General features: G+C 74.5%; 16 protein-coding genes and 1 pseudogene. 7 read left to right on the top strand and 10 right to left on the bottom strand.

All coding sequences use genetic code 11. From position 1 onward, the window contains the following. Positions 1–38: 38 nt before the first annotated feature. Complete coding sequence (locus ACZ6A9_RS22260; RefSeq protein ID WP_468987943.1) at positions 39–1,190, bottom strand: acyl-CoA dehydrogenase family protein; 1,152 nt, start codon at positions 1,188–1,190, stop codon at positions 39–41. 103 nt (positions 1,191–1,293) lie between these two features. Between ACZ6A9_RS22260 and ACZ6A9_RS22255 the strand changes: the two genes are divergently transcribed. The 3 genes from ACZ6A9_RS22255 to ACZ6A9_RS22245 all read left to right on the top strand — a co-directional run bounded on the left by ACZ6A9_RS22255 (position 1,294) and on the right by ACZ6A9_RS22245 (position 3,829). After that, positions 1,294–1,935, top strand: coding sequence for a TetR/AcrR family transcriptional regulator (locus ACZ6A9_RS22255; protein ID WP_190099375.1), 642 nt, complete (start codon positions 1,294–1,296; stop codon positions 1,933–1,935). A 158-nt stretch (positions 1,936–2,093) separates the two neighbouring features. Then, complete coding sequence (locus tag ACZ6A9_RS22250) at positions 2,094–2,804, top strand: ArsR/SmtB family transcription factor (protein WP_468987942.1); 711 nt, start codon at positions 2,094–2,096, stop codon at positions 2,802–2,804. A gap of 68 nt (positions 2,805–2,872) precedes the next feature. After that, entirely contained in the window at positions 2,873–3,829 is a 957-nt protein-coding gene (locus ACZ6A9_RS22245; protein ID WP_468987940.1) for a DMT family transporter, read from the top strand. Positions 3,830–3,909: 80 nt separating this feature from the next. Here ACZ6A9_RS22245 and ACZ6A9_RS22240 read toward each other — a convergent pair whose 3' ends face one another. The 6 genes from ACZ6A9_RS22240 to ACZ6A9_RS22215 all read right to left on the bottom strand — a co-directional run bounded on the left by ACZ6A9_RS22240 (position 3,910) and on the right by ACZ6A9_RS22215 (position 11,928). Next, positions 3,910–4,995, bottom strand: a complete 1,086-nt coding sequence (locus ACZ6A9_RS22240) for a Zn-dependent alcohol dehydrogenase (protein WP_468987938.1) — start codon at positions 4,993–4,995, stop codon at positions 3,910–3,912. A gap of 16 nt (positions 4,996–5,011) precedes the next feature. Next, positions 5,012–6,400 carry an aldehyde dehydrogenase family protein gene (locus tag ACZ6A9_RS22235; RefSeq protein WP_468987936.1) on the bottom strand — a complete coding sequence of 463 codons (1,389 nt, stop codon included), beginning with the start codon at positions 6,398–6,400 and terminating at the stop codon, positions 5,012–5,014. 107 nt (positions 6,401–6,507) lie between these two features. Further along, positions 6,508–7,869 carry an ABC transporter ATP-binding protein gene (locus tag ACZ6A9_RS22230; RefSeq protein ID WP_468987934.1) on the bottom strand — a complete coding sequence of 454 codons (1,362 nt, stop codon included), beginning with the start codon at positions 7,867–7,869 and terminating at the stop codon, positions 6,508–6,510. 453 nt (positions 7,870–8,322) lie between these two features. Then, a complete protein-coding gene (locus ACZ6A9_RS22225) occupies positions 8,323–10,587 on the bottom strand; it encodes a molybdopterin oxidoreductase family protein (protein ID WP_468987932.1) in 2,265 nt (754 codons plus the stop codon). Positions 10,588–10,675: 88 nt separating this feature from the next. Beyond that, complete coding sequence (locus ACZ6A9_RS22220) at positions 10,676–11,293, bottom strand: TetR/AcrR family transcriptional regulator (RefSeq protein ID WP_468988649.1); 618 nt, start codon at positions 11,291–11,293, stop codon at positions 10,676–10,678. Continuing rightward, the gene (locus ACZ6A9_RS22215) at positions 11,293–11,928 is read right to left on the bottom strand and encodes a hypothetical protein (protein ID WP_468987930.1); all 636 of its coding nucleotides are present in this window, start codon (positions 11,926–11,928) and stop codon (positions 11,293–11,295) included. The genes ACZ6A9_RS22220 and ACZ6A9_RS22215 overlap by 1 nt, the downstream gene beginning before the upstream one ends. Before the next feature lie 176 nt (positions 11,929–12,104). Between ACZ6A9_RS22215 and hmgA the strand changes: the two genes are divergently transcribed. The 4 genes and pseudogenes from hmgA to ACZ6A9_RS22195 form a co-directional block, all read left to right on the top strand. Next, positions 12,105–13,457 (top strand): homogentisate 1,2-dioxygenase, encoded by a 1,353-nt coding sequence (hmgA, locus tag ACZ6A9_RS22210; RefSeq protein ID WP_468987928.1) that lies wholly within the window; start codon positions 12,105–12,107, stop codon positions 13,455–13,457. Positions 13,458–13,484: 27 nt separating this feature from the next. After that, on the top strand, positions 13,485–14,234 hold the full coding sequence (locus ACZ6A9_RS22205) for a GntR family transcriptional regulator (protein ID WP_468987926.1): 750 nt from the start codon (positions 13,485–13,487) through the stop codon (positions 14,232–14,234). Between the two features lie 63 nt (positions 14,235–14,297). Further along, complete coding sequence (locus ACZ6A9_RS22200; RefSeq protein ID WP_468987925.1) at positions 14,298–15,500, top strand: type ISP restriction/modification enzyme; 1,203 nt, start codon at positions 14,298–14,300, stop codon at positions 15,498–15,500. 10 nt (positions 15,501–15,510) lie between these two features. Further along, positions 15,511–15,855: pseudogene (locus ACZ6A9_RS22195) on the top strand (ABC transporter permease); the annotation flags it as partial. Between the two features lie 177 nt (positions 15,856–16,032). On the opposite strand, the gene ACZ6A9_RS22190 reads toward ACZ6A9_RS22195, so the two are convergent. The 3 genes from ACZ6A9_RS22190 to ACZ6A9_RS22180 all read right to left on the bottom strand — a co-directional run bounded on the left by ACZ6A9_RS22190 (position 16,033) and on the right by ACZ6A9_RS22180 (position 17,918). Then, positions 16,033–16,308 (bottom strand): hypothetical protein, encoded by a 276-nt coding sequence (locus ACZ6A9_RS22190; RefSeq protein WP_468987924.1) that lies wholly within the window; start codon positions 16,306–16,308, stop codon positions 16,033–16,035. A 126-nt stretch (positions 16,309–16,434) separates the two neighbouring features. Continuing rightward, positions 16,435–17,253, bottom strand: a complete 819-nt coding sequence (locus tag ACZ6A9_RS22185; protein WP_468987922.1) for an anti-sigma factor — start codon at positions 17,251–17,253, stop codon at positions 16,435–16,437. Further along, positions 17,250–17,918 (bottom strand): sigma-70 family RNA polymerase sigma factor, encoded by a 669-nt coding sequence (locus ACZ6A9_RS22180; RefSeq protein WP_468987920.1) that lies wholly within the window; start codon positions 17,916–17,918, stop codon positions 17,250–17,252. Before ACZ6A9_RS22180 ends, ACZ6A9_RS22185 begins: the two co-directional genes overlap by 4 nt. Positions 17,919–17,978 lie beyond the last annotated feature (60 nt).

The raw sequence follows: 17,978 nt of genomic DNA, 5'->3' as shown, positions 1-17,978 counted from the left end.
GGCCGGGGCCACATCCGCCCGGCTACTCAGACACGTACTCAGAAGGCGGAAACCCCGGTCAGGGCACGGCCGATGACCAGCTTCTGGATCTGGCTGGTGCCCTCGTACAGGGTCATCACGCGCGCGTCGCGCAGGAGTTTGCCCACCGGGTACTCGTCGATGTAGCCGTACCCGCCGAAGACCTGCAGGGCGTTGTTCGCGGCGCGGACGGCCGCCTCCGAGGCGAACAGCTTGGCCTTGGAGGACTCCACGGCGAACGGCCGGCCGCGGTCGATCAGGTCGGCGACCCGCCAGGTGAGCAGCCGGGCGGCGTCGACGTCCACGGCGATGTCGCTGATCAGCTCCTGCACCAGCTGGTGCCGGGCGATGGACTTCCCGAACTGCTCGCGCTCCCCCGCGTAGCGCACGGCCGCGTCCAGGGCGGCCTGGGCGATGCCGACGCAGCCGGCCGCGACCGACATCCGGCCCTTGGCGAGGGCGGACATGGCGACGGAGAAACCCTTGCCCTCCTCGCCCAGCATCGCCGAGGCGGAGACGCGCACGCCCTGGAGGACGAGTTCGGCGGTGGCCTGGCCGCGCAGGCCGAGCTTGCCGTGGACGGTGCGGCGGGTCAGGCCGGGGGTGTCGGTGGGGACGAGGAAGGCGGAGACGCCCTTGTGGCCGGGGGCGTCGGTGGAGCGGGCGAAGAGCAGGACGACGTCGGCCCAGGTGCCGTTGGTGATGAACATCTTGGTGCCGCTGATGACGTAGTCGTCGCCGTCGCGCACCGCGCGGGTGGTGAGGCTGCCGGCGTCGGAGCCGGTGCCCGGCTCGGTGAGGCCGAAGCATCCGACGTACGCGCCGGAGGTGAGCCCCGGCAGCCAGGCGCGCTTCTGCTCCTCGCTGCCCCAGGCGGCGACCGTTTTGGCGACCAGGCCGAGGGAGACGGAGACGATGCCGCGCACGGAGGAGTCCCCGCGCCCGAGTTCCTCGGTGACCAGGCAGTAGGCGAGGTGGTCGCCGCCCGAGCCGCCGTACTCCTCGTCGACCGTCAGCCCGAGGAAGCCGACCTCGCCGAGCTTGGCGACGATGCCGCGGTCGACCTCCTCGGCGCGGTCCCAGGCGGCGGCGTGGGGCGCGACCTCGCGCTCCACGAAGTCCCGGGCGAGCCGGCGGACGGCCTCCTGCTCGTCACTCAGCTCCAGGTCCATTCCGAGTCACCCCACGTGAGATCCGCTTGCCGTGCACGCCACCAGACCGTGCACCGTTAAATTAGCACTGCTAGTTTCTTGTCGCGGTCCTACTATGTGCGCCATGGCCCGACCGCGCAAGCCCCTGCTGAGCACCGACCGGATCGTCGAGACGGCCCGCGCGCTCGTGGACGCGGAGGGCCTGGCCGCCGTCTCCACGCGCCGGCTCGCCGCGGAGCTGGGGGTGAGCGGGCCCTCGCTCTACAACCACTTCCGCACCAAGGACGAGATCCTCGAGGCGGTGGCCGACTCGGTGAGCGCGCTGGTCGACCTGTCGATGTTCGAGGACGGCAGGGACTGGCGGACCGCGCTGCACGACTGGGCGGTCTCCTACCGCGGCGCGCTGCGCGAGCACCCGAACATCGTGCCGGTCCTGGCCCGCGGCCCGGGGCGCCGTCCGGCGGCGCTGCGGCTGGCCGACGCGGCCTACGGCGCGATGGTCGAGGCGGGCTGGCCGCCCGCGCAGGCCACCTCCATCGGCGCGCTGATGCGGTACTTCATCATGGGCTCCGCGCTGGGCTCCTTCGCGGGCGGCTTCGTCGACGACGCCAGCGCCTACGACCCCGCCGACTACCCCCACCTCGGGCAGGCCCACCTGCTCGCCGACCAGCAGGAGAAGATCGACGAGCGGGCCTTCGAGACGGGGCTGGCCGCGCTTCTGGACGGACTGGCCCAGCAGTACGAGCGGCTCCGCACCGGCGCCTGAGCGGCCCCGGTCCCGGAGGGCGAGCGCCCGGCCCGCGCCTCGCCCGCCGCCAGGACCCCGGGCCTTTCGCCCGGCCGTCCCGGGATGCCCCAGCCCGCGACCGGGTACACCGCACGCTTCGGCGAGGGCCGAAGTGTCCGTACCTCATCCTGGGACGCATGAGGACCACAGACGCCCGGGCAGCCGGGCTGGCGCGGCTCGCCTCGCTGGCCGCCGACGAGACCCGGGCCGCGTGCCTGCTGGCGCTGCTGGACGGGCGGGCCTGGACGGCGGGCGAGCTGGCCCGGCACTGCCAGGTGGCCGCGTCCACGCTGAGCGAGCACCTGGGCAAGCTGGTCGCGGGCGGGCTGCTCACCGAGGAGCGGCAGGGGCGGCACCGGTACGTACGGCTGGCCGACGCGCGCGTCGCCCAACTGGTGGAGGACCTGGCCGCCCAGGTCGCCCCCGGCGCCGCCCAACGGCCCCGCACGCTGCGGCAGTCGGGCGCGGGGGCGGCGATGGCCCGCGGGCGCACCTGCTACGACCATCTCGCAGGGCGGCTCGGCACCGCCGTCACCGACGCCCTCACCGCGCGGGGGCTGCTGCTCCAGGACACCGGTTTCGCGCTCACCGACGCGGGACTGCGCTGGTTCGGGAAGGCCGGCATCGGCCTCGACCGCCCGGGGCGCCGCCCGCTGGCCCGCGCCTGCCTGGACTGGACGGAACGCCGTCCCCACCTCGCCGGGGTGGCGGGCGCCGCCCTGTGCCGGCACGCCCTGGACACGGGGTGGTGCGTGCGCATCGGCTCCGAGCGGGCGGTGAAGGTGACGGAGGCCGGCGAGCGGGCGCTGTCGGAGCTGCTCGGTGTCGAAGCGGCGGCCCTGCGGTGACCGGCCCGTCCGAAACCCGCGGGCGTCCCGCCCCTTCCCCATTCCCTTCCCCTCCCAGCCTCCGGAGCATGATGAACACCCCTCCTCCTCCCGCCTCCCGCGCCGGCATCCTCGCGGCCGGTGCGGCCGCCGTGACCGTCGTGCTGTGGGCCTCCGCGTTCGTGTCGATCCGCAGTGCGGGCGCGGCGTACTCGCCGGGGGCGCTCGCGCTCGGGCGGCTGCTGGCCGGGGCGCTGACGCTGGTGGCGATCAGCCTGCTGCGGCGGGAAGGGCTGCCGCCCCGGGCGGCGTGGCCGGGGATCCTGATCTCGGGGCTGCTCTGGTTCGGGTTCTACATGGTGGCCCTCAACTGGGGCGAGCAGCAGGTCGACGCCGGTACGGCCGCGCTGGTGGTGAACGTCGGGCCCCTCCTGATCGCCCTGCTCGGCGCCCGTCTGCTCGGGGACACGATGCCGCCCCGGCTGCTGGCGGGGATGGCCGTGTCCTTCGCCGGCGCGGTGATCGTGGGGCTGTCGATGTCGGGCGAGGGCGGCTCGTCGGTGCTGGGGGTGGTGCTGTGTCTGCTGGCGGCCGTGGCGTACGCGGCGGGCGTCGTCGCACAGAAGCCGGCGCTGGGCGTGGCGAGCCCGCTGCAGGTGACGACGTACGGGTGTCTGGTGGGGGCGGTGGCCTGTCTGCCGTTCGCCGGGCAGCTCGCCGGGGAGGCCGCCGACGCGCCCCTCGCCGCCACGCTCAACATGGTCTACCTGGGCGTCTTTCCCACCGCGCTGGCCTTCACCACCTGGGCCTACGCGCTGTCGCGGACGACCGCGAGCCGGATGGGCGCCACCACCTACGCGGTTCCCGCGCTGGTGGTGCTGATGGCGTGGCTGGCGCTCGGCGAGGTACCGGGCGCGCTCACGCTGGCGGGCGGTGGGCTGTGTCTCGCGGGTGTGGCGGTGTCACGGTCGCGGGCCCGCGCGGCCACGGCCCCGGCCCCCGGGGAGGGGGCCGGTGAGCCGGACCCGGTGCGGGACACCGTGTGAGCCGCGGCCCGGGGCAGGCGGACCGCGTCGGTGGCGGTGTGAACCGTGACCCGGGCAGCCCGATGGGCAGGCGGACGGCGTCAGTAGACGACCAGGGCCCGTCCGCCCTTGCCCGCCGTCATGCTGTCGAAGGCGGCCGGGATGTCGTCCAGGGAGATGCGTTCGGTGACCAGGGCGCCCAGGTCGAGGCGGCCCGCCCGGATGTGCTCGGCGAGCACCGGCAGGTCGCGGGCCGGGTCGGAGTTGCCGTACACGCAGCCGGAGAGGGTGCGGCCCCAGTGGAAGATCTCCAGGGCGTTGAAGGTGACCTGCTGGTCCTTGCCGCCGATGCCGACGACCGTGGTGCGGCCGCCACGCCGGGTGGATTCCCAGGCGGTGCGGATGGTGATCGCGCGGCCGACGCACTCCACGGCCACGTCCACGCCCTCCTTGCCGGTGAGGGCACGGATCTCGCGGGCGGTGGTGTCGGAGGCGACGAGGTAGTCGGTGGCCCCGGCGGACCGGGCGAGTTCCTCCTTCTCCGGCGAGACGTCGACCGCGACGACGGTGGACGCGCCCGCGATGCGGGCCGACTGGAGGGCGGCGAGGCCCACTCCCCCGACCCCGAACACGGCGACCGTCTCGCCGGACCGCACCCGGGCGGAGTGGTGGACGGCGCCGTAGCCGGTGAGCACGGCGCAGCCCAGCAGGGCGGCGTCGGTGAGCGGGACGCCGTCCGGGGCGGGCAGCACGCACGAGGCGGGCACCACCGTCTCCTCGGCGAACGCCGCGACGTTCAGCCCGGGGTACAGGTCGGTGCCGTCGTCGGCGCGGCGGGCGTGCACCTCGGCGGCGCCGGCCAGGGCGTTGGCGCAGAGCCAGACCTCGCCGCGTGCGCAGGCCGGGCAGGCGCCGCAGGACGGGGCCCAGTTGAGGACCACGCGGTCGCCGGGCGCGGCACGGGTGACGCCCTCGCCGACGGCGACGACCGTGCCGGCGCCCTCGTGTCCGAGGACGGCGGGGACCGGCAGGCGCATGGTGCCGTTGGACAGGGACAGGTCGGAGTGGCAGACGCCGGCGGCGGCGAGCCGGACGCGGACCCGGCCGGGGCCGGGCTCGGGCAGGTCGATCCCGGTGATCTCCAGCGGGGCGTCGACAGCGGGCAGGACGGCGGCACGTACGGCCATGATGGTGACGACTCCCCTAGAACTGGAGGGACTTGGTCTGGAGGTACTCGGTCAGGCCGTGTGCGCCGAGCTCCCGGCCCACCCCGGACTGCTTGTAACCGCCGAAGGGCGCGAGGGGGTTGAAGCGGCCGCCGTTGATGTCGACCTGGCCGGTGTCCATCCGGCGGGCGAAGGCGACCGCCTCCGCCTCGTCCCCGGCCCAGACGGCGCCGGCGAGGCCGTAGACGGTCCCGTTGGCGATGCGCAGGGCGTCGTCCTCGTCGTCGTAGCGCAGCACGGACAGGACGGGGCCGAAGATCTCCTCCTGGGCGATGGTCATCTCAGGGGTGACGTCGGCGAAGACGGTGGGACGGACCCAGTAGCCCTTGTCGCGGGGGGCGTCGGGGCCGCCCGCGACGATCCGGGCGCCCTCGGCGGCACCTTTCTCGATGTAGCCGCGCACCCGGTCGCGCTGCCTGGCGTTGACCACGGGGCCGATGCGGTCGCCGTACTTGCCGGCGGCGGCCGCGGCGAGTTCCACGGCCTCGTCGTACCGCTCCCGGTGGACCAGCATGCGGGTCCAGGCGCTGCAGGTCTGGCCGGAGTTGGACATCACGTTGGCGACGCCGACGTTGACCGCGCGGGCGAGGTCGGCGCTCGGCAGGATGACGTTGGCGGACTTGCCGCCGAGTTCCAGGGCGACCCGCTTCACCATCCCGGTGGCGATCGCGCCGATCCGGCGGCCGACGGCGGTGGAGCCGGTGAAGGAGACCAGGTCGACGTCCGGATGCTCGGCGAGGGCCTGGCCGGCCACCGCGCCCAAACCGGTGACGAGGTTGAACACACCGGCGGGGACACCGGCCTCGTGGACGGCTTCGGCGAAGAGCCGGGCCACCAGCGGGGTGTCCTCGGCGGGCTTGACGACGAGGGTGCAGCCGGCCGCGAGGGCGGGCGCGGTCTTGGCGACGATCTGGTGGAGGGGGTAGTTCCAGGGGGTGATCGCCCCGACCACTCCGACGGGCTCGTGGAAGACCGTCGAGTTGCCCACCTTCTCCTCGAAGGCGTACGTGGCCGCGAGCTCCGCGTACGAGCCCGTGACCGCGACCGGTACGCCGGCGTGGACGGCCTGCGAGAGCTTCAGGGGGGAGCCGAGTTCGGCGGTCACCGTCTCGGCGATCTCGTCCTGGCGGGCGAGGAGCACGTCGCGGAGTGCGGTGAGGCGGGCGGCACGCTCGGCGGGCGGGGTGGCCGCCCAGGCCGGGAGGGCGGCCCGGGCCGCGCGGACGGCGGCGTCGACGTCCTCCACCGTGCCCGCGGGGACGGTGGCGATCACCTGCTCGTCGGCCGGGTTCACGACCTCGATCACGCCGGTTCCCGCCGCGGGGCGCCAGGTGCCGTCGATGTACATGCCGTCGTGTGCCTTCATCGCGCTTCCTCCGGGGGCGGGCGTCGGTGTGCGACTGCTCGAGTCGTCCGGCACCTAAACTAGCGATGATAGTTTTCCGGCGCCAGGGGGAGGCCCGCGCGTCCCGGTCACTCCTCCAGGTCGGGCAGCCGGTCGGGGCTGGGGCAGATCCGCCGGCCGTGCTGGTCGAAGACGAACAGGTGCGCGAGGTCGACCAGGAGCGGCACCTGCATGCCGTGCCGGAGCCGGATGTCGGGGGTGGTGCGGACGATGAGGTCGCCCGGGAGGCGCGGCTCGGCGGAGGCGGAGGTGGGGTCCGGCCGGCCGGACGCCTCGGGGGCGTCGGTCGCGTCGAGGGTCACCACGGGGCCCGCCCGCAGCGCCCCCGCCCGTTCCCGCAACCGCTCCAGCACCGTGCCGCCCTCGCGGCGGCGGCGCCGGGCGGGGCGGCCGGGCGCGGGGCGCGGGGCCTCCAGTTCGGGGACGAGGGCGGGGCGGGAGCCGGTGTTGAAGTGGACGAGCACTTCGTGACCCTGGAACTCCAGGTGCTCCACCAGGCCGGTGATCGCCACCTCCCCGGTGCGGGCGGCGGCCGGTTTGGCGATCCGTACGGCCTCCGAGCGCAGGCCGACGATCACCTCGCGGCCCTGCTGTACGCGCAGCAACTGATGGTCGAGGGAGAGCGGTTCGGGCAGCCGCAGGAACTGCTTGCCCAGGCTGATGGTCATCGCCCCGTCCAGCGGGGCGCGCACCAGACCGCGCAGCAGGTTGATGCGCGGGGTTCCGATGAAGGCGGCGACGAACACGTTCTCCGGCAGTGCGTAGACCGCGCGGGGGCTGCCGACCTGCTGGAGGACGCCGCCGCGCAGGACGGCGACCCGGTCGCCCAGCGACATCGCCTCGGACTGGTCATGGGTGACGTAGACGGTGGTGACGCCCAGTTCGCGGGTGAGCCGGGCGATCTCGGCGCGCAGGTGGTTGCGGAGCTTGGCGTCGAGGTTGGACAGCGGCTCGTCCATCAGGAAGGCGGAGGGATGGCGGGCGATGGCGCGGCCCATCGCGACGCGCTGGCGTTCCCCGCCGGAGAGCTGCCCGGGGAAGCGGTCGAGCAGGTCCTCGATGCCGAGCATGCGGGCGGTGGCGTCGACGCGTGGCGCCGGGTCGGTGCCGGGGGCCTCGATGCGCAGGGGGAAGCCGATGTTGTCGCGGCTGGTCATGCTCGGGTAGAGGGCGAAGTTCTGGAACACCATCGCCATGTCGCGGTCGGCTGGGGGCAGGTCGTTGCCGTACTCGCCGTCGAGGAACAGCCGGCCCTCGTCGATGTCCTCCAGCCCGGCGATCATCCGGAGCACCGTGGACTTGCCGCAGCCGGAGGGGCCGAGCAGCACGAGGAACTCGCCGGGGGCGATGTCCAGCGACAGGCGGTCCACCACGCGGGCGCCCCGCGTGTAGGCCTTGCTCACGTCGTGCAGGGAGATGGCGCGTGTCATGAGGGTGCCCCCGGGGGCTCATCAGGGCGCTGGCGCTCCGCGGTCGGACGCCTCGTGCGGGTCGTACGGGGCGCGTGAGTCACGGAAGCTAACGGAAAGTAGGCGCCCGGGGGAAGACGCTGGACGGGATCCCGGCACTTCCGTCCGGTCCGTGAGAAAGCGGACGCTTGGATTCGGCGCCGTCACGCCCGTGCGGCGTGACGGCCGTCCCCGCGGACGGGCCGCAGAAGCGTCCGGACGGGGCCTCCCGGACCGCCACCGCGCGGGCGGACGCCACGGACCGCCCCGTACGGGTGTGCGACCGCGGCATCCCGGCAACCGGGACGCCCCGCGGTCGCCACGCGGCCGGCCGTCCGGCACCGATGACGGTCGCGCGTGGGCACGCAGCCGGACGGCCGGCCCTCCACCGGGCTTGAGGAGGGTGTGCCGGGCGGCGCCCGAGGGCGGCTCCGCTCAGGTCAGGGCGCCGGACGTCCCGGGCACGGGTGCGCTCGGCGGAGCCAGTTCGACGGGTACCCCGTTGAGTACGGCGTTGCCTGACAGCGGGTCGAGGAGGCTGCCGTCGAGGAGCTGGTTGACGTTGACCCCGGGGTCCGTGGCCGCGTGTCGCATGCGGGTGCCGGGGCGGTCGTGGCCCCAGCCGTGCGGCAGGCTCACCACGCCCGGGCGCACGGCGTCGGTGACCTCGGCGGGGGCCGTCACCTCTCCCCCGGCGCCCTTCACACGGACCGGCTGCCCGTCCTGTACGCCGAGGCGTTCGGCGTCGTCCGGGTGCACGTGCAGGGTGCAGCGGTTGGAGCCGCCGGTGAGGGCGGGCACGTTGTGCATCCAGCTGTTGTTGGAGCGCAGGTGGCGGCGGCCGACGAGGACCAGTCCGCCGGGGCGTTCGTCCAGGGCGGCGCGCAGGCGCGGGAGGTCGGCGGCGATCGGGGCGGGCAGCAGTTCCACCTTTCCGCTGCGGGTCTTCAGCGGCTGGGGCAGACGCGGGCGCAGCGGGCCGAGGTCGATGCCGTGCGGGTGGGCGAGCAGCTTCTCCAGGGTGAGCCCGTCGGGCCGGGCACCGAAGCCGTCGCCGTACGGGCCGAGGCGCAGCATCATGTCCAGGCGCCGTTCGGGGCCGTTCGCACCGGTGAGCAGGCCGGCGAGTTCCTCCGGGTCGCGGCCGTGCACCGGGGAGTGCGGGTCCTTCACCGCCTTGCCGAGGGTCTGGCCGACGACCAGGGCGTCCACGGCGGCGGGGTCGGCCCCGTGCCCGCCGGTCGCGGCGAGGACGAGCCGGGCGAGGATCTCGGTCTCCGCCATCCGGCCGGGCTCCAGGGGCACGGCCGGGCGGGTGTAGCGGACCTGGTTGCGTACGGCGAGGGTGTTGAAGGCGAAGTCGTGGTGCGGGCTCTGCGCGGGCGGGGGCGGGGGCAGGACGACGTCGGCGTGGCGGGAGGTCTCGTTGAGGTACGGGTCGACGCTCACCATGAAGTCGAGGGAGCCGAGTGCCTTGTCGAGGCGGTCGCCGTCGGGTGCGGAGAGCACCGGGTTGGCGGCCACGGCGACGAGGGCGCGCACCGGCTCGCCCTCGTCGGTGGGGGTGTCGATCTCCTCGGCGAGGGCGGACATCGGGAGTTCGCCCTTGGCCTCGGGGTGGCGGCGCACCCGGGAGTGCCAGCGTCCGAGGGCGAAGCCGCGGCCGGGCCCGGCGGGGCGCGGGGTGCGGTCGGTGGCGGCCTGCGGGAAGAGGGCGCCGCCGGGGCGGTCGAGGTTGCCGGTGAGCACGTTGAGGACGTCGACGAGCCAGCTGGCGAGGGTGCCGTGCGGGACGGTGCAGCTGCCGATGCGGCCGTAGACGGCGGCGGTGGGGGCGGCGGCGAGTTCCCTGGCGAGGGTACGGACGGTCTCCGCGTCGACGTCGCAGGCGCCACAGACGGCTTCGGGGGTGAAGTCCCGGAGTGCGGCGGCGAGTTCGTCCAGGCCGTCGACGTGCGGGGCGCACCCGCCGAGGTCGACGAGGTCCTCGTCGAACAGGGTGTGGGCCATCGCCGCGAGGAGCAGCGCGTCGGTGCCGGGGCGGACGGCGAGGTGCCGGTCCGCCATGCGGGCGGTGCGGGTGCGGCGCGGGTCGACGACGGTGAGGGTGCCGCCGCGTGCCCTGAGTGCCTTCAACCGGCCGGGGAAGTCGGGGGCGGTGCACAGACTGCCGTTGGATTCCAGGGGGTTGGCGCCGATCAGCAGCAGGTGGTCGGTGCGGTCCAGGTCGGGCACGGGGATGAGGCCCGCGTCGCCGAAGAGCAGTCCGCTGGACACGTGCTTGGGCATCTGGTCCAGGGTCGAGGCGGTGAACAGGCTGCGGGTGCCGAGCCCGGCGATCAGCAGGGGCGGGTAGAGGCCCCCGGCCATGGTGTGGACGTTGGGGTTGCCGAGGACGACGCCGACGGCGTGCGGTCCGTGCCGCTCGACGACGGGCCGTATCCCGGCGGCCACGGCGTCGAAGGCCTCCTCCCAGGTGGCCTCGCGCAGTTCGCCGTCGACGCGGACGAGCGGGGCGTGCAGCCGGTCGGGGTCGGAGTCCACGGCGCCGAAGGCGGCGCCCTTGGGGCAGACGAAACCCTTGCTGAACACGTCCTCCTTGTCGCCGCGGGCGCCGGTGACGCGACCGTCGTCGATGGTGAGCGTCAGGCCGCAGGTGGCCTCGCACAGGGGGCAGATACGCAGGGCGGTGCGGGACACGGGTCCTCCGGGTACGGCGACGGTGACGCACGGACGGGCCGAGCATACCGACCGGTACGGATGCTGGGGAGGGGCGCCGGGCGAGCCGTTACCGGTCCAGCACCCGGGCCAGGTAGGCGCGCAGCATCTCGCGCAGCTCCGCGATGACCGTCTCGTCCCCTTCGGGCTCCATCCGGAAGGCGAGCTGGACGAGGGCGTCGGCGGTCTCGACGGCGATGAGGAAGGTGCGGCGCAGCTCGTCGTCGGCCTCGCGCCCCAGAGGGGCGGCGAGCAGTCCGGTGAGCCGGTCGGCGACCCGGCGGTTGGGCTCGGCCCGGGTGCCGACGGGGATCTGGTTGCCGAAGTCGACGAGGGAGAAGCCGGGAGCGGTGCGCTTCATGTCCAGGTACGTGTCGAGCACGGCGTCCATGGCCTGCCGCCAGCCCCGCTCGCCGGTGGCCCGGAGCCGTTCGGCGACCCGGTCCGTGAAGCGCTCGAGGTTGCGCCGCGCCAGCGCGTCGGCCATCTGGCGCTTGTTGCCGAAGAAGCGGTAGACGGAGCCGATGGGCACCTGGGCGCGTTCGGCGACGGCGCGGGTGCTGAGGTCGTCGTAACCGGCCTCGTCGAGGAGTTCGGCGCAGGCGTCGAGGATCCGGGCCAGCCGTTCGGCACTGCGCCGCTGCACGGGCGCTCGGCGGAGCGATGTCGCGTCGGGCACGGACCTCATCATGCCCGCCCGGCACCGTCCGGTGAACCTCGCCCCGGGTCACGGCCGCGGCCGCCGGGCCCTTTGGCGACCGCTCCGCCGGCCGGCTCCGCCACGGCCGCTCCGGCGATCGGCTCCGCGCTGGGCTCCGCGCCCGGACCGTCGTCCGACACCGTGATGTCCGCCGTGCTCTCGACCGGCTCTCCGTCCACCGCCCACACCGACCCGTCGTCGGCGTACAGGCGCGCGGTGACCTGGTGCGTGCCGTGCGGGACGAGCCGTCCGGCCAGGTGGTACCCGGGGGTGCGCAGCTGGGCGACACGACGGCCGTCGACCTCGAGGTGCGCCAGACCGCGGCCGGGCACCGCCCGCTCGGCCACCCCGTCCGGGGAGAACCGGAAGTTGCGCACCCGCAGCCGTACGTCCCAGCCGCCCCCGGCGTCGGGGACGACCTCGACACCGACCTCGGGCGCGCCCTCGTCGTCCACCTCGCGGTAGGGGCGCCCCTCCTGGTCCCGCTCGTCGAGGAGCCGGCCGGCGGGTGAGGGCGCCCGCTCGTCCTCCCCCTGGGCGGTACGGGAGACGCAGCCCGCGGATCCGGCCACCAGGACGACACAGACCGCGAGCGCGGCGATCAGGCTCCGCGTCCACGTCATGTCCGGGAGCGTAGAACACCGGTACGAGTCGGCGTATCCCCCTGAAGTCGGGTTCGGGCTCATCCGCCGAGAGGAGGAGGAAGGACGGGGGCCCGGATCGCGCGCCCCTCTTGCGCCGGGGAAATCGCAATCCTACGGTGTGCCATAGGAATCGGACCCTCGAGGGAGCAGCGAACATGAGCGTTGGGGGCACCGCCCGCGCGAGCGCATTCGAGCACGGTGGAGCGCGCAAGACCGCCGAAGCACTGGAGCACCTCAGCGGCTTCGGCAACGAGCACAGCTCCGAGGCCGTCCCGGGCGCCCTGCCCGTGGGCCGCAACTCGCCGCAGCGCGCACCGCTCGGGCTGTACGCGGAGCAGCTGAGCGGTTCGGCGTTCACCGAACCGCGGGCGGAGAACCGCCGCTCGTGGCTGTACCGGATCCGCCCCTCGGCCGCCCACCCGGCCTTCGCGCGCACGGGCAACGGCGCGCTGCGCACCGCGCCCTTCACCCAGACCGTCCCCGACCCCAACCGGCTGCGCTGGAACCCGCTGCCGGAGCCGGCCGAGGGCACCGACTTCCTGGCCGGGCTGTGGACCCTGGGCGGCAACGGGGACGTCACCCAGCGCACCGGCATGGCCGTGCACCTGTACCACGCCAACGCCTCGATGGACCGCGTGTTCAGCGACGCCGACGGCGAGCTGCTGATCGTCCCCGAGCGGGGCGGGCTGCTGCTGCGCACGGAGTTCGGGCTGCTGCACGTGGAGCCGGGCCACATCGCACTGGTCCCCCGGGGGGTGCGGTTCCGGGTGGACCTGCTGGACGAGTCCGCCCGCGGATACGTGTGCGAGAACTACGGAGCGCCGTTCCGGCTCCCCGACCTCGGCCCGATCGGCGCCAACGGGCTCGCGAACGCCCGCGACTTCCGTGCGCCCGTCGCGGCGTACGAGGACGTCGAGGGCCCGGTGGAGGTGGTGAACAAGTACTGCGGCAACCTCTGGTCGGCCACCTACGACCACTCCCCGCTGGACGTCGTGGCCTGGCACGGCAACTACGTGCCGTACGCCTACGACCTGCGCCGGTTCAACGTGATGGGCACCATCTCCTACGACCACCCGGACCCGTCGATCTTCACGGTGCTGACGTCCCCGAGCGACACCCCCGGGCTCGCCGGAGCGGACTTCGTGGTCTTCGCCCCGCGCTGGCTGGTGGGCGAGGACACCTTCCGTCCGCCGTACTTCCACCGGAACGTGATGAGCGAGTACATGGGCCTGATCGAGGGGGCGTACGACGCGAAGGCGGAGGGCTTCGTACCGGGCGGGGGCTCGCTGCACAACATGATGTCGGCGCACGGCCCCGACCGGGAGACCTTCGAGAGGGCGAGCGCCGCCGAACTGCGCCCGCAGAAGATCGACGACGGTCTGGCCTTCATGTTCGAGACCCGCTGGCCGCTGTCCCTGACCCCCCAGGCGGCACGGGCGGAACACCTGCAACGGGGTTACGACGACGTGTGGCAGGGGCTCGAGCGTCACTTCCAGCCGTTGCACTGAAGGTTCTCCGACCGGTACGGATAGCCCGTGACCTCCTTCGCTCCGGATTCGATCGTCCTGAATCGCAAGTTGCCGCTCTGGTACCAGGTGTCGCAGTCGCTGCGCGCCTCGATCCTCGGCCGCTCGCCGCAGGACCCCCTGCGTCTGCCCACCGAGGAACAACTGGCCGGGCACTACGGGGTGAGCGTGCTGACCATGCGGCAGGCGCTGAAGGAGCTGGAGGACGAAGGGCTGATCACCCGCCACCGCCGGCGCGGCACCTTCATCGAGCCCGACGCCCGGCGGGGCTCCCCGGTGCGGCTGCTGGGCTCGGTGGACGCGATCGTGGCCCAGCAGTCCGGCATGAGGACCGAACTGCTGGAGCACGGTCCCGCTCCGCTGCCGGCGGAGGTCGCCGAGTACTTCCCGGACCTGGGCGAGGCCCCGGCGTACCACCGGCTGCGCAGCGACGAGACGACGGGTGAACCGACCAACCACGCCCGCAACTACGTCCGACCCGACCTGGCCGCCCTCATCGACCTGGACGACCTGGTGCGGTGGCCGATGACCAAGGTGCTGCGGGACGTCGTCGGGGCGGACATCAGCCGGATCACGGACACGGTGGAGGCGCGGCTGGCGGACCCCGAGACCGCCCGGCTGCTCCAGGTCCCGCTGCTCAGCCCGATCCTGCACTACACGGGCGTCACCTACGACACCGGCGGCCGGGCGCTGGACGTGGCCGTCATCCACTACCGTGGCGACCGCTTCTCCTTCACGGTCACGCTGGACGCGACCTGATCCCCTTGACCCCCGTGCCCCGGTGAGCGGGCGGGAGTCCGGCGACGGAGCCCAGGCCGTACGATGCCCAGCGTGACGCACGACGACGCTCCGTTGCTCGCGGACCTCATGCCGTGGTCCGTCGCACCGCCGCGGCTCGGCCGGGAGTGGCCGGCGGCCCCCGACGCGGCGTCCCTGAAGGCCCGCTGGGACGCCCTGCTGAAGGCCGACGGGCCGGACCGCGAGGCACTGTTCCGGCCCACGCGTTCCCGGACCCCCTACTCGGCGGTCGGGCAGTTGCCCGGGCAGGGCGGCGGCACGCGGAAGCTGGCCCGCGCCTCGGGGCCGTGCCCCGAACCCGTGCGGGTCCTGTTCGCCCCCTTCGACGAACAGTGGCTGATCCCCGACCAGCGGCTGATCGACGCGGCCCGGCCCGAGTTGTGGCGGGTGGCGGACGAGCGGCAGGTGTTCGCCGTAGAGGCGGGCACCGCGCGGGCCGGTGCCGCCGCGGACGACCCCGTCGGTCCGCCTCTGCTCGCCACGTCCCTGCTGCCCGTCCTCCGCGCCGGACGCGTCCGCCCGCTGTACCGCCGGCCGGGCGCGGCCGAGCCCAACCTGGCCCCGGGCCTGACGGACCACCTCGCCGCCCGGCTCGGCCAGGGCGTCTCCCCCTCGGACGTCCTCGCCTGGGCGACGGCCGTGGCACGCCCCGCACGCGCGGGCCTCGCGGTGCCGCTCACCGCGGATCCGGAGGTCTGGGAGCGGGGCGTGGCGGTGGGGCGGCGCATGCTGTGGCTGATGCGGCGCGACGGGGAGCGTCCGAAGCTGCCGGGCGGGCGTCGCCCCTACGTCCGGGCCCCGCTGCCCTCCCGGCCGTCGGCCGTGCGCTACGACCGGGACGAGGAGGCCCTGCTGTTCGACGAGGGCCGCGTCTCCCCGGTGCCCCCCGCGGCCTGGGACTTCGAGGCCGGGGGTGTCCGGGTGCTGGAGCGGTGGTGCGCGGCCCGCACCGAGCCGGGCGAGCCGGGCACGCTGGCCGCGATCCGTCCCGCCGCATGGCCCCAGACGTGGACCTCGGAGCTCCTGGAACTCGTCACGGTCCTCGCCCTGCTGGCCGAACTGCGCCCCCAGCTGGCGGCGTTGACGGGCTCCGCGGTCCCCGGCCCGATCACCCCGGCCGAGCTGCGCGCGGCAGGCGTCTTCCCGGTGCCGTCCGCCGCGCGCCGCCCGGCCTCGGTGCTGGACGCGCACGAGGAGGGGCCGGAGGGCCAGCTCGCCCTGATCTGAGCGTCCGGCGCCGGGCACCGCGTACCGGTCGTTCCTGGTGCCGGGACTGCTGGTGGCCACGGCGGCGGGCGGGGTGAGGACCGGCATGTTCCAGTCGGCCCAGGACGTGCACCGGGTGTCCAGCGCCTACATCCCCACCGAGGGACTGCCCGGGTGGCTGCGCACGGTGGCGGGGTGGAACCCGTTCAGCGCGGTGGCCACGGCACTGCGGGACCTGTTCGGCAACGCGCCCGTACCGCAGGGCGCGGCATGGCCGGTGACGCATCCCGTCGCGGGGTCACTGGCCTGGTGCGCGGTGCTGCTCGCGGTGTTCGTGCCGCTCGCCGTGCGCGAGTACGCGCACGGCAGGAGCTGAGGCGCGGTGAGGAGGAGCCGGCGGGCCCCGGGGTCACTGCCGGGTGGGACCGGGGGCGCCGGCGAGGGGACGTGAGGACGATCCGGTGCGCCGGGCGCCCCCGTGCTGCCGCGGGGATGACGGCAGCGGCGGGGCGGGGCGCTGCGCCGGAACGGTGGACCCGTCCGGCGCCGGCGCCTACCGGCTGCCGAACAGGGAGCGGCGCAGCCGGCGCAGCGGGGCGAAGAGCGAGACGCGGCTCGTCCGGGCCCGCGCGCTCCTGGCGCCACGGCCGTGCACGGGCTCACGCGCGGTCAGCTCACGCATCAGCGAGGTCGCCTCGGCGGTCTCGCGCGGCGGGACCGCCGGTCCACCGAGGACCGAGAGATGCCGGTCGAGGCGCGAACTGCTGGCGCTGCCGCCGCAGGTGATCGCAGGGACCCTGGCCCTGCTGCGCACTGTTATCTGTTCCATGTCACTCCCCACCCGTACGAGTCCACCCGGCCCGGGCAGGGTAACCCTATCGCCCCGTGCGAGCACTCGTGTATCGAGGTCACAGGATTCACCTTCCCTGTAAGGGTGTTGACGAACCCACGACGACTACTCTCCGAATCCGACCGTTTTCAGGGCGAGTTGGATGATGGGCTGGCCGGTGGGCTGCGGCGACCCTCCACCGGGCTCGACGGTCACCGCGAGTGACGTCGCGTCGGTGTCGAGGCCGGAGGCCACCAGGGGCGTGTCGCCTTCGAAAAGCCCCAGGGAACGCGGCCGCTCCCCCGATCCCATGAGCCAGAGCTGGCGCACACGTCCGTTCGGAGGGTCGCCGTATCCGCCCAGAGTGACGACCGCGCTGCGCGTCGATGCGGAGGCCACCACTCCGATCGTGCCGCCGCGCGCGTCCCGGCCGCTGCTCGCGCGGGCGTCCGGGGCGGCGAGAACGTGGGCGATCTCACGTCCCCGGTCGCGTTCGGCGTCCAGCCGGTCCTGCGTGCGGCCCGCTTGCACGGCGAAGAGGGCGGCGACGACGAGCGCCGCCGCGGCGGTCGCGGTCGCGAACGGCACGAACAGGGGGGACCTGCGCCGGTCCCGGACGCGCGGCGGGGGTGCGGCGCCCCAGACATGGGGCGGCAGCCGCGGGGCCCGTGCGCGGGCCCCGTCCCGGGGCGCGGGCTCCTGCGCGGTGGTGCGTACGGCGGCCAGCACCCGGTCCCGCATCGCGGGCGGCGCGGGGGCCGCCGTGGACCAGGCGAGGCGGACGGCGTCCTCGGCGAGGTCGCGCACCTCGGCGGCGCAGCGGCCGCAGGACCTCAGATGCCTCTCGAAGCGGACGCGCTCGGCGGGCTCGAGGGCGTCGAGAGCGTACGGGGCGGCCAGCGAGTGCGGATCACCGCGGGATCCCAGTCGGCCGAACAGACTCATGCCGCGCCTCCCAGGCACTCGCGCAGGCGGGTCAGCCCGTCCCGCATGCGGGTCTTGACCGTGCCCAGCGGCAGCGACAGCCGCTCGGCCACCTCCCGGTAGGTGTAGCCGTCGTAGTAGGCGAGGGTGACCGACTGCCGCTGGAGGGTGGTGAGACGGTCCAGGCAGCGGCGTACCCACTCGCGTTCGAGGCCGGCCTCGACCTCCTCGGCGACCTGGTCGAAGGCGGGACCGTGACCGCGCCGGGCCTCGCGCTGCTCGCGTTCGCCGGCCGCGCGGGCGCTGCGCACCCGGTCGACGGCGCGGCGGTGGGCGAGGGTGAGCACCCAGGACAGCGCGCTGCCCCGGCCCGGGTCGAACCGCGTGGCGGAGCGCCAGAGCTCCAGCAGCACCTCCTGCGCCACCTCCTCGGACTGGGCGGGGTCGCGCACCACGCGCCGCACCAACCCGTACACGGGGCCGGAGACCAGCCCGTACAGATCCTCGAACGCCTTCTGGTCGCCCGTGGCCACAAGCACCAGCAGTTCGTCCGCCTCCAACGCGCTCCCCCTCTCCCGGCCCCGCCGGGCCGCCCGGTCACTCGCGGCGTGCGCGGCGAGCGCGCCTCCGGACGGTAAGTACGGATCACCGGGCCGAAAACGCGGGTCGGCGGCGAGAAATGCCACGTGCGCCGCGTCACGGCGTAAGGGGGCGGGCAACGACTTCGTGAAGTCCACCAATCCGGC

Source organism: Streptomyces sp. NPDC041124, from assembly GCF_055592385.1.
Note: the sequence above shows the minus strand (reverse complement) of the source record. Positions and strands in the feature narration are given on the sequence as shown.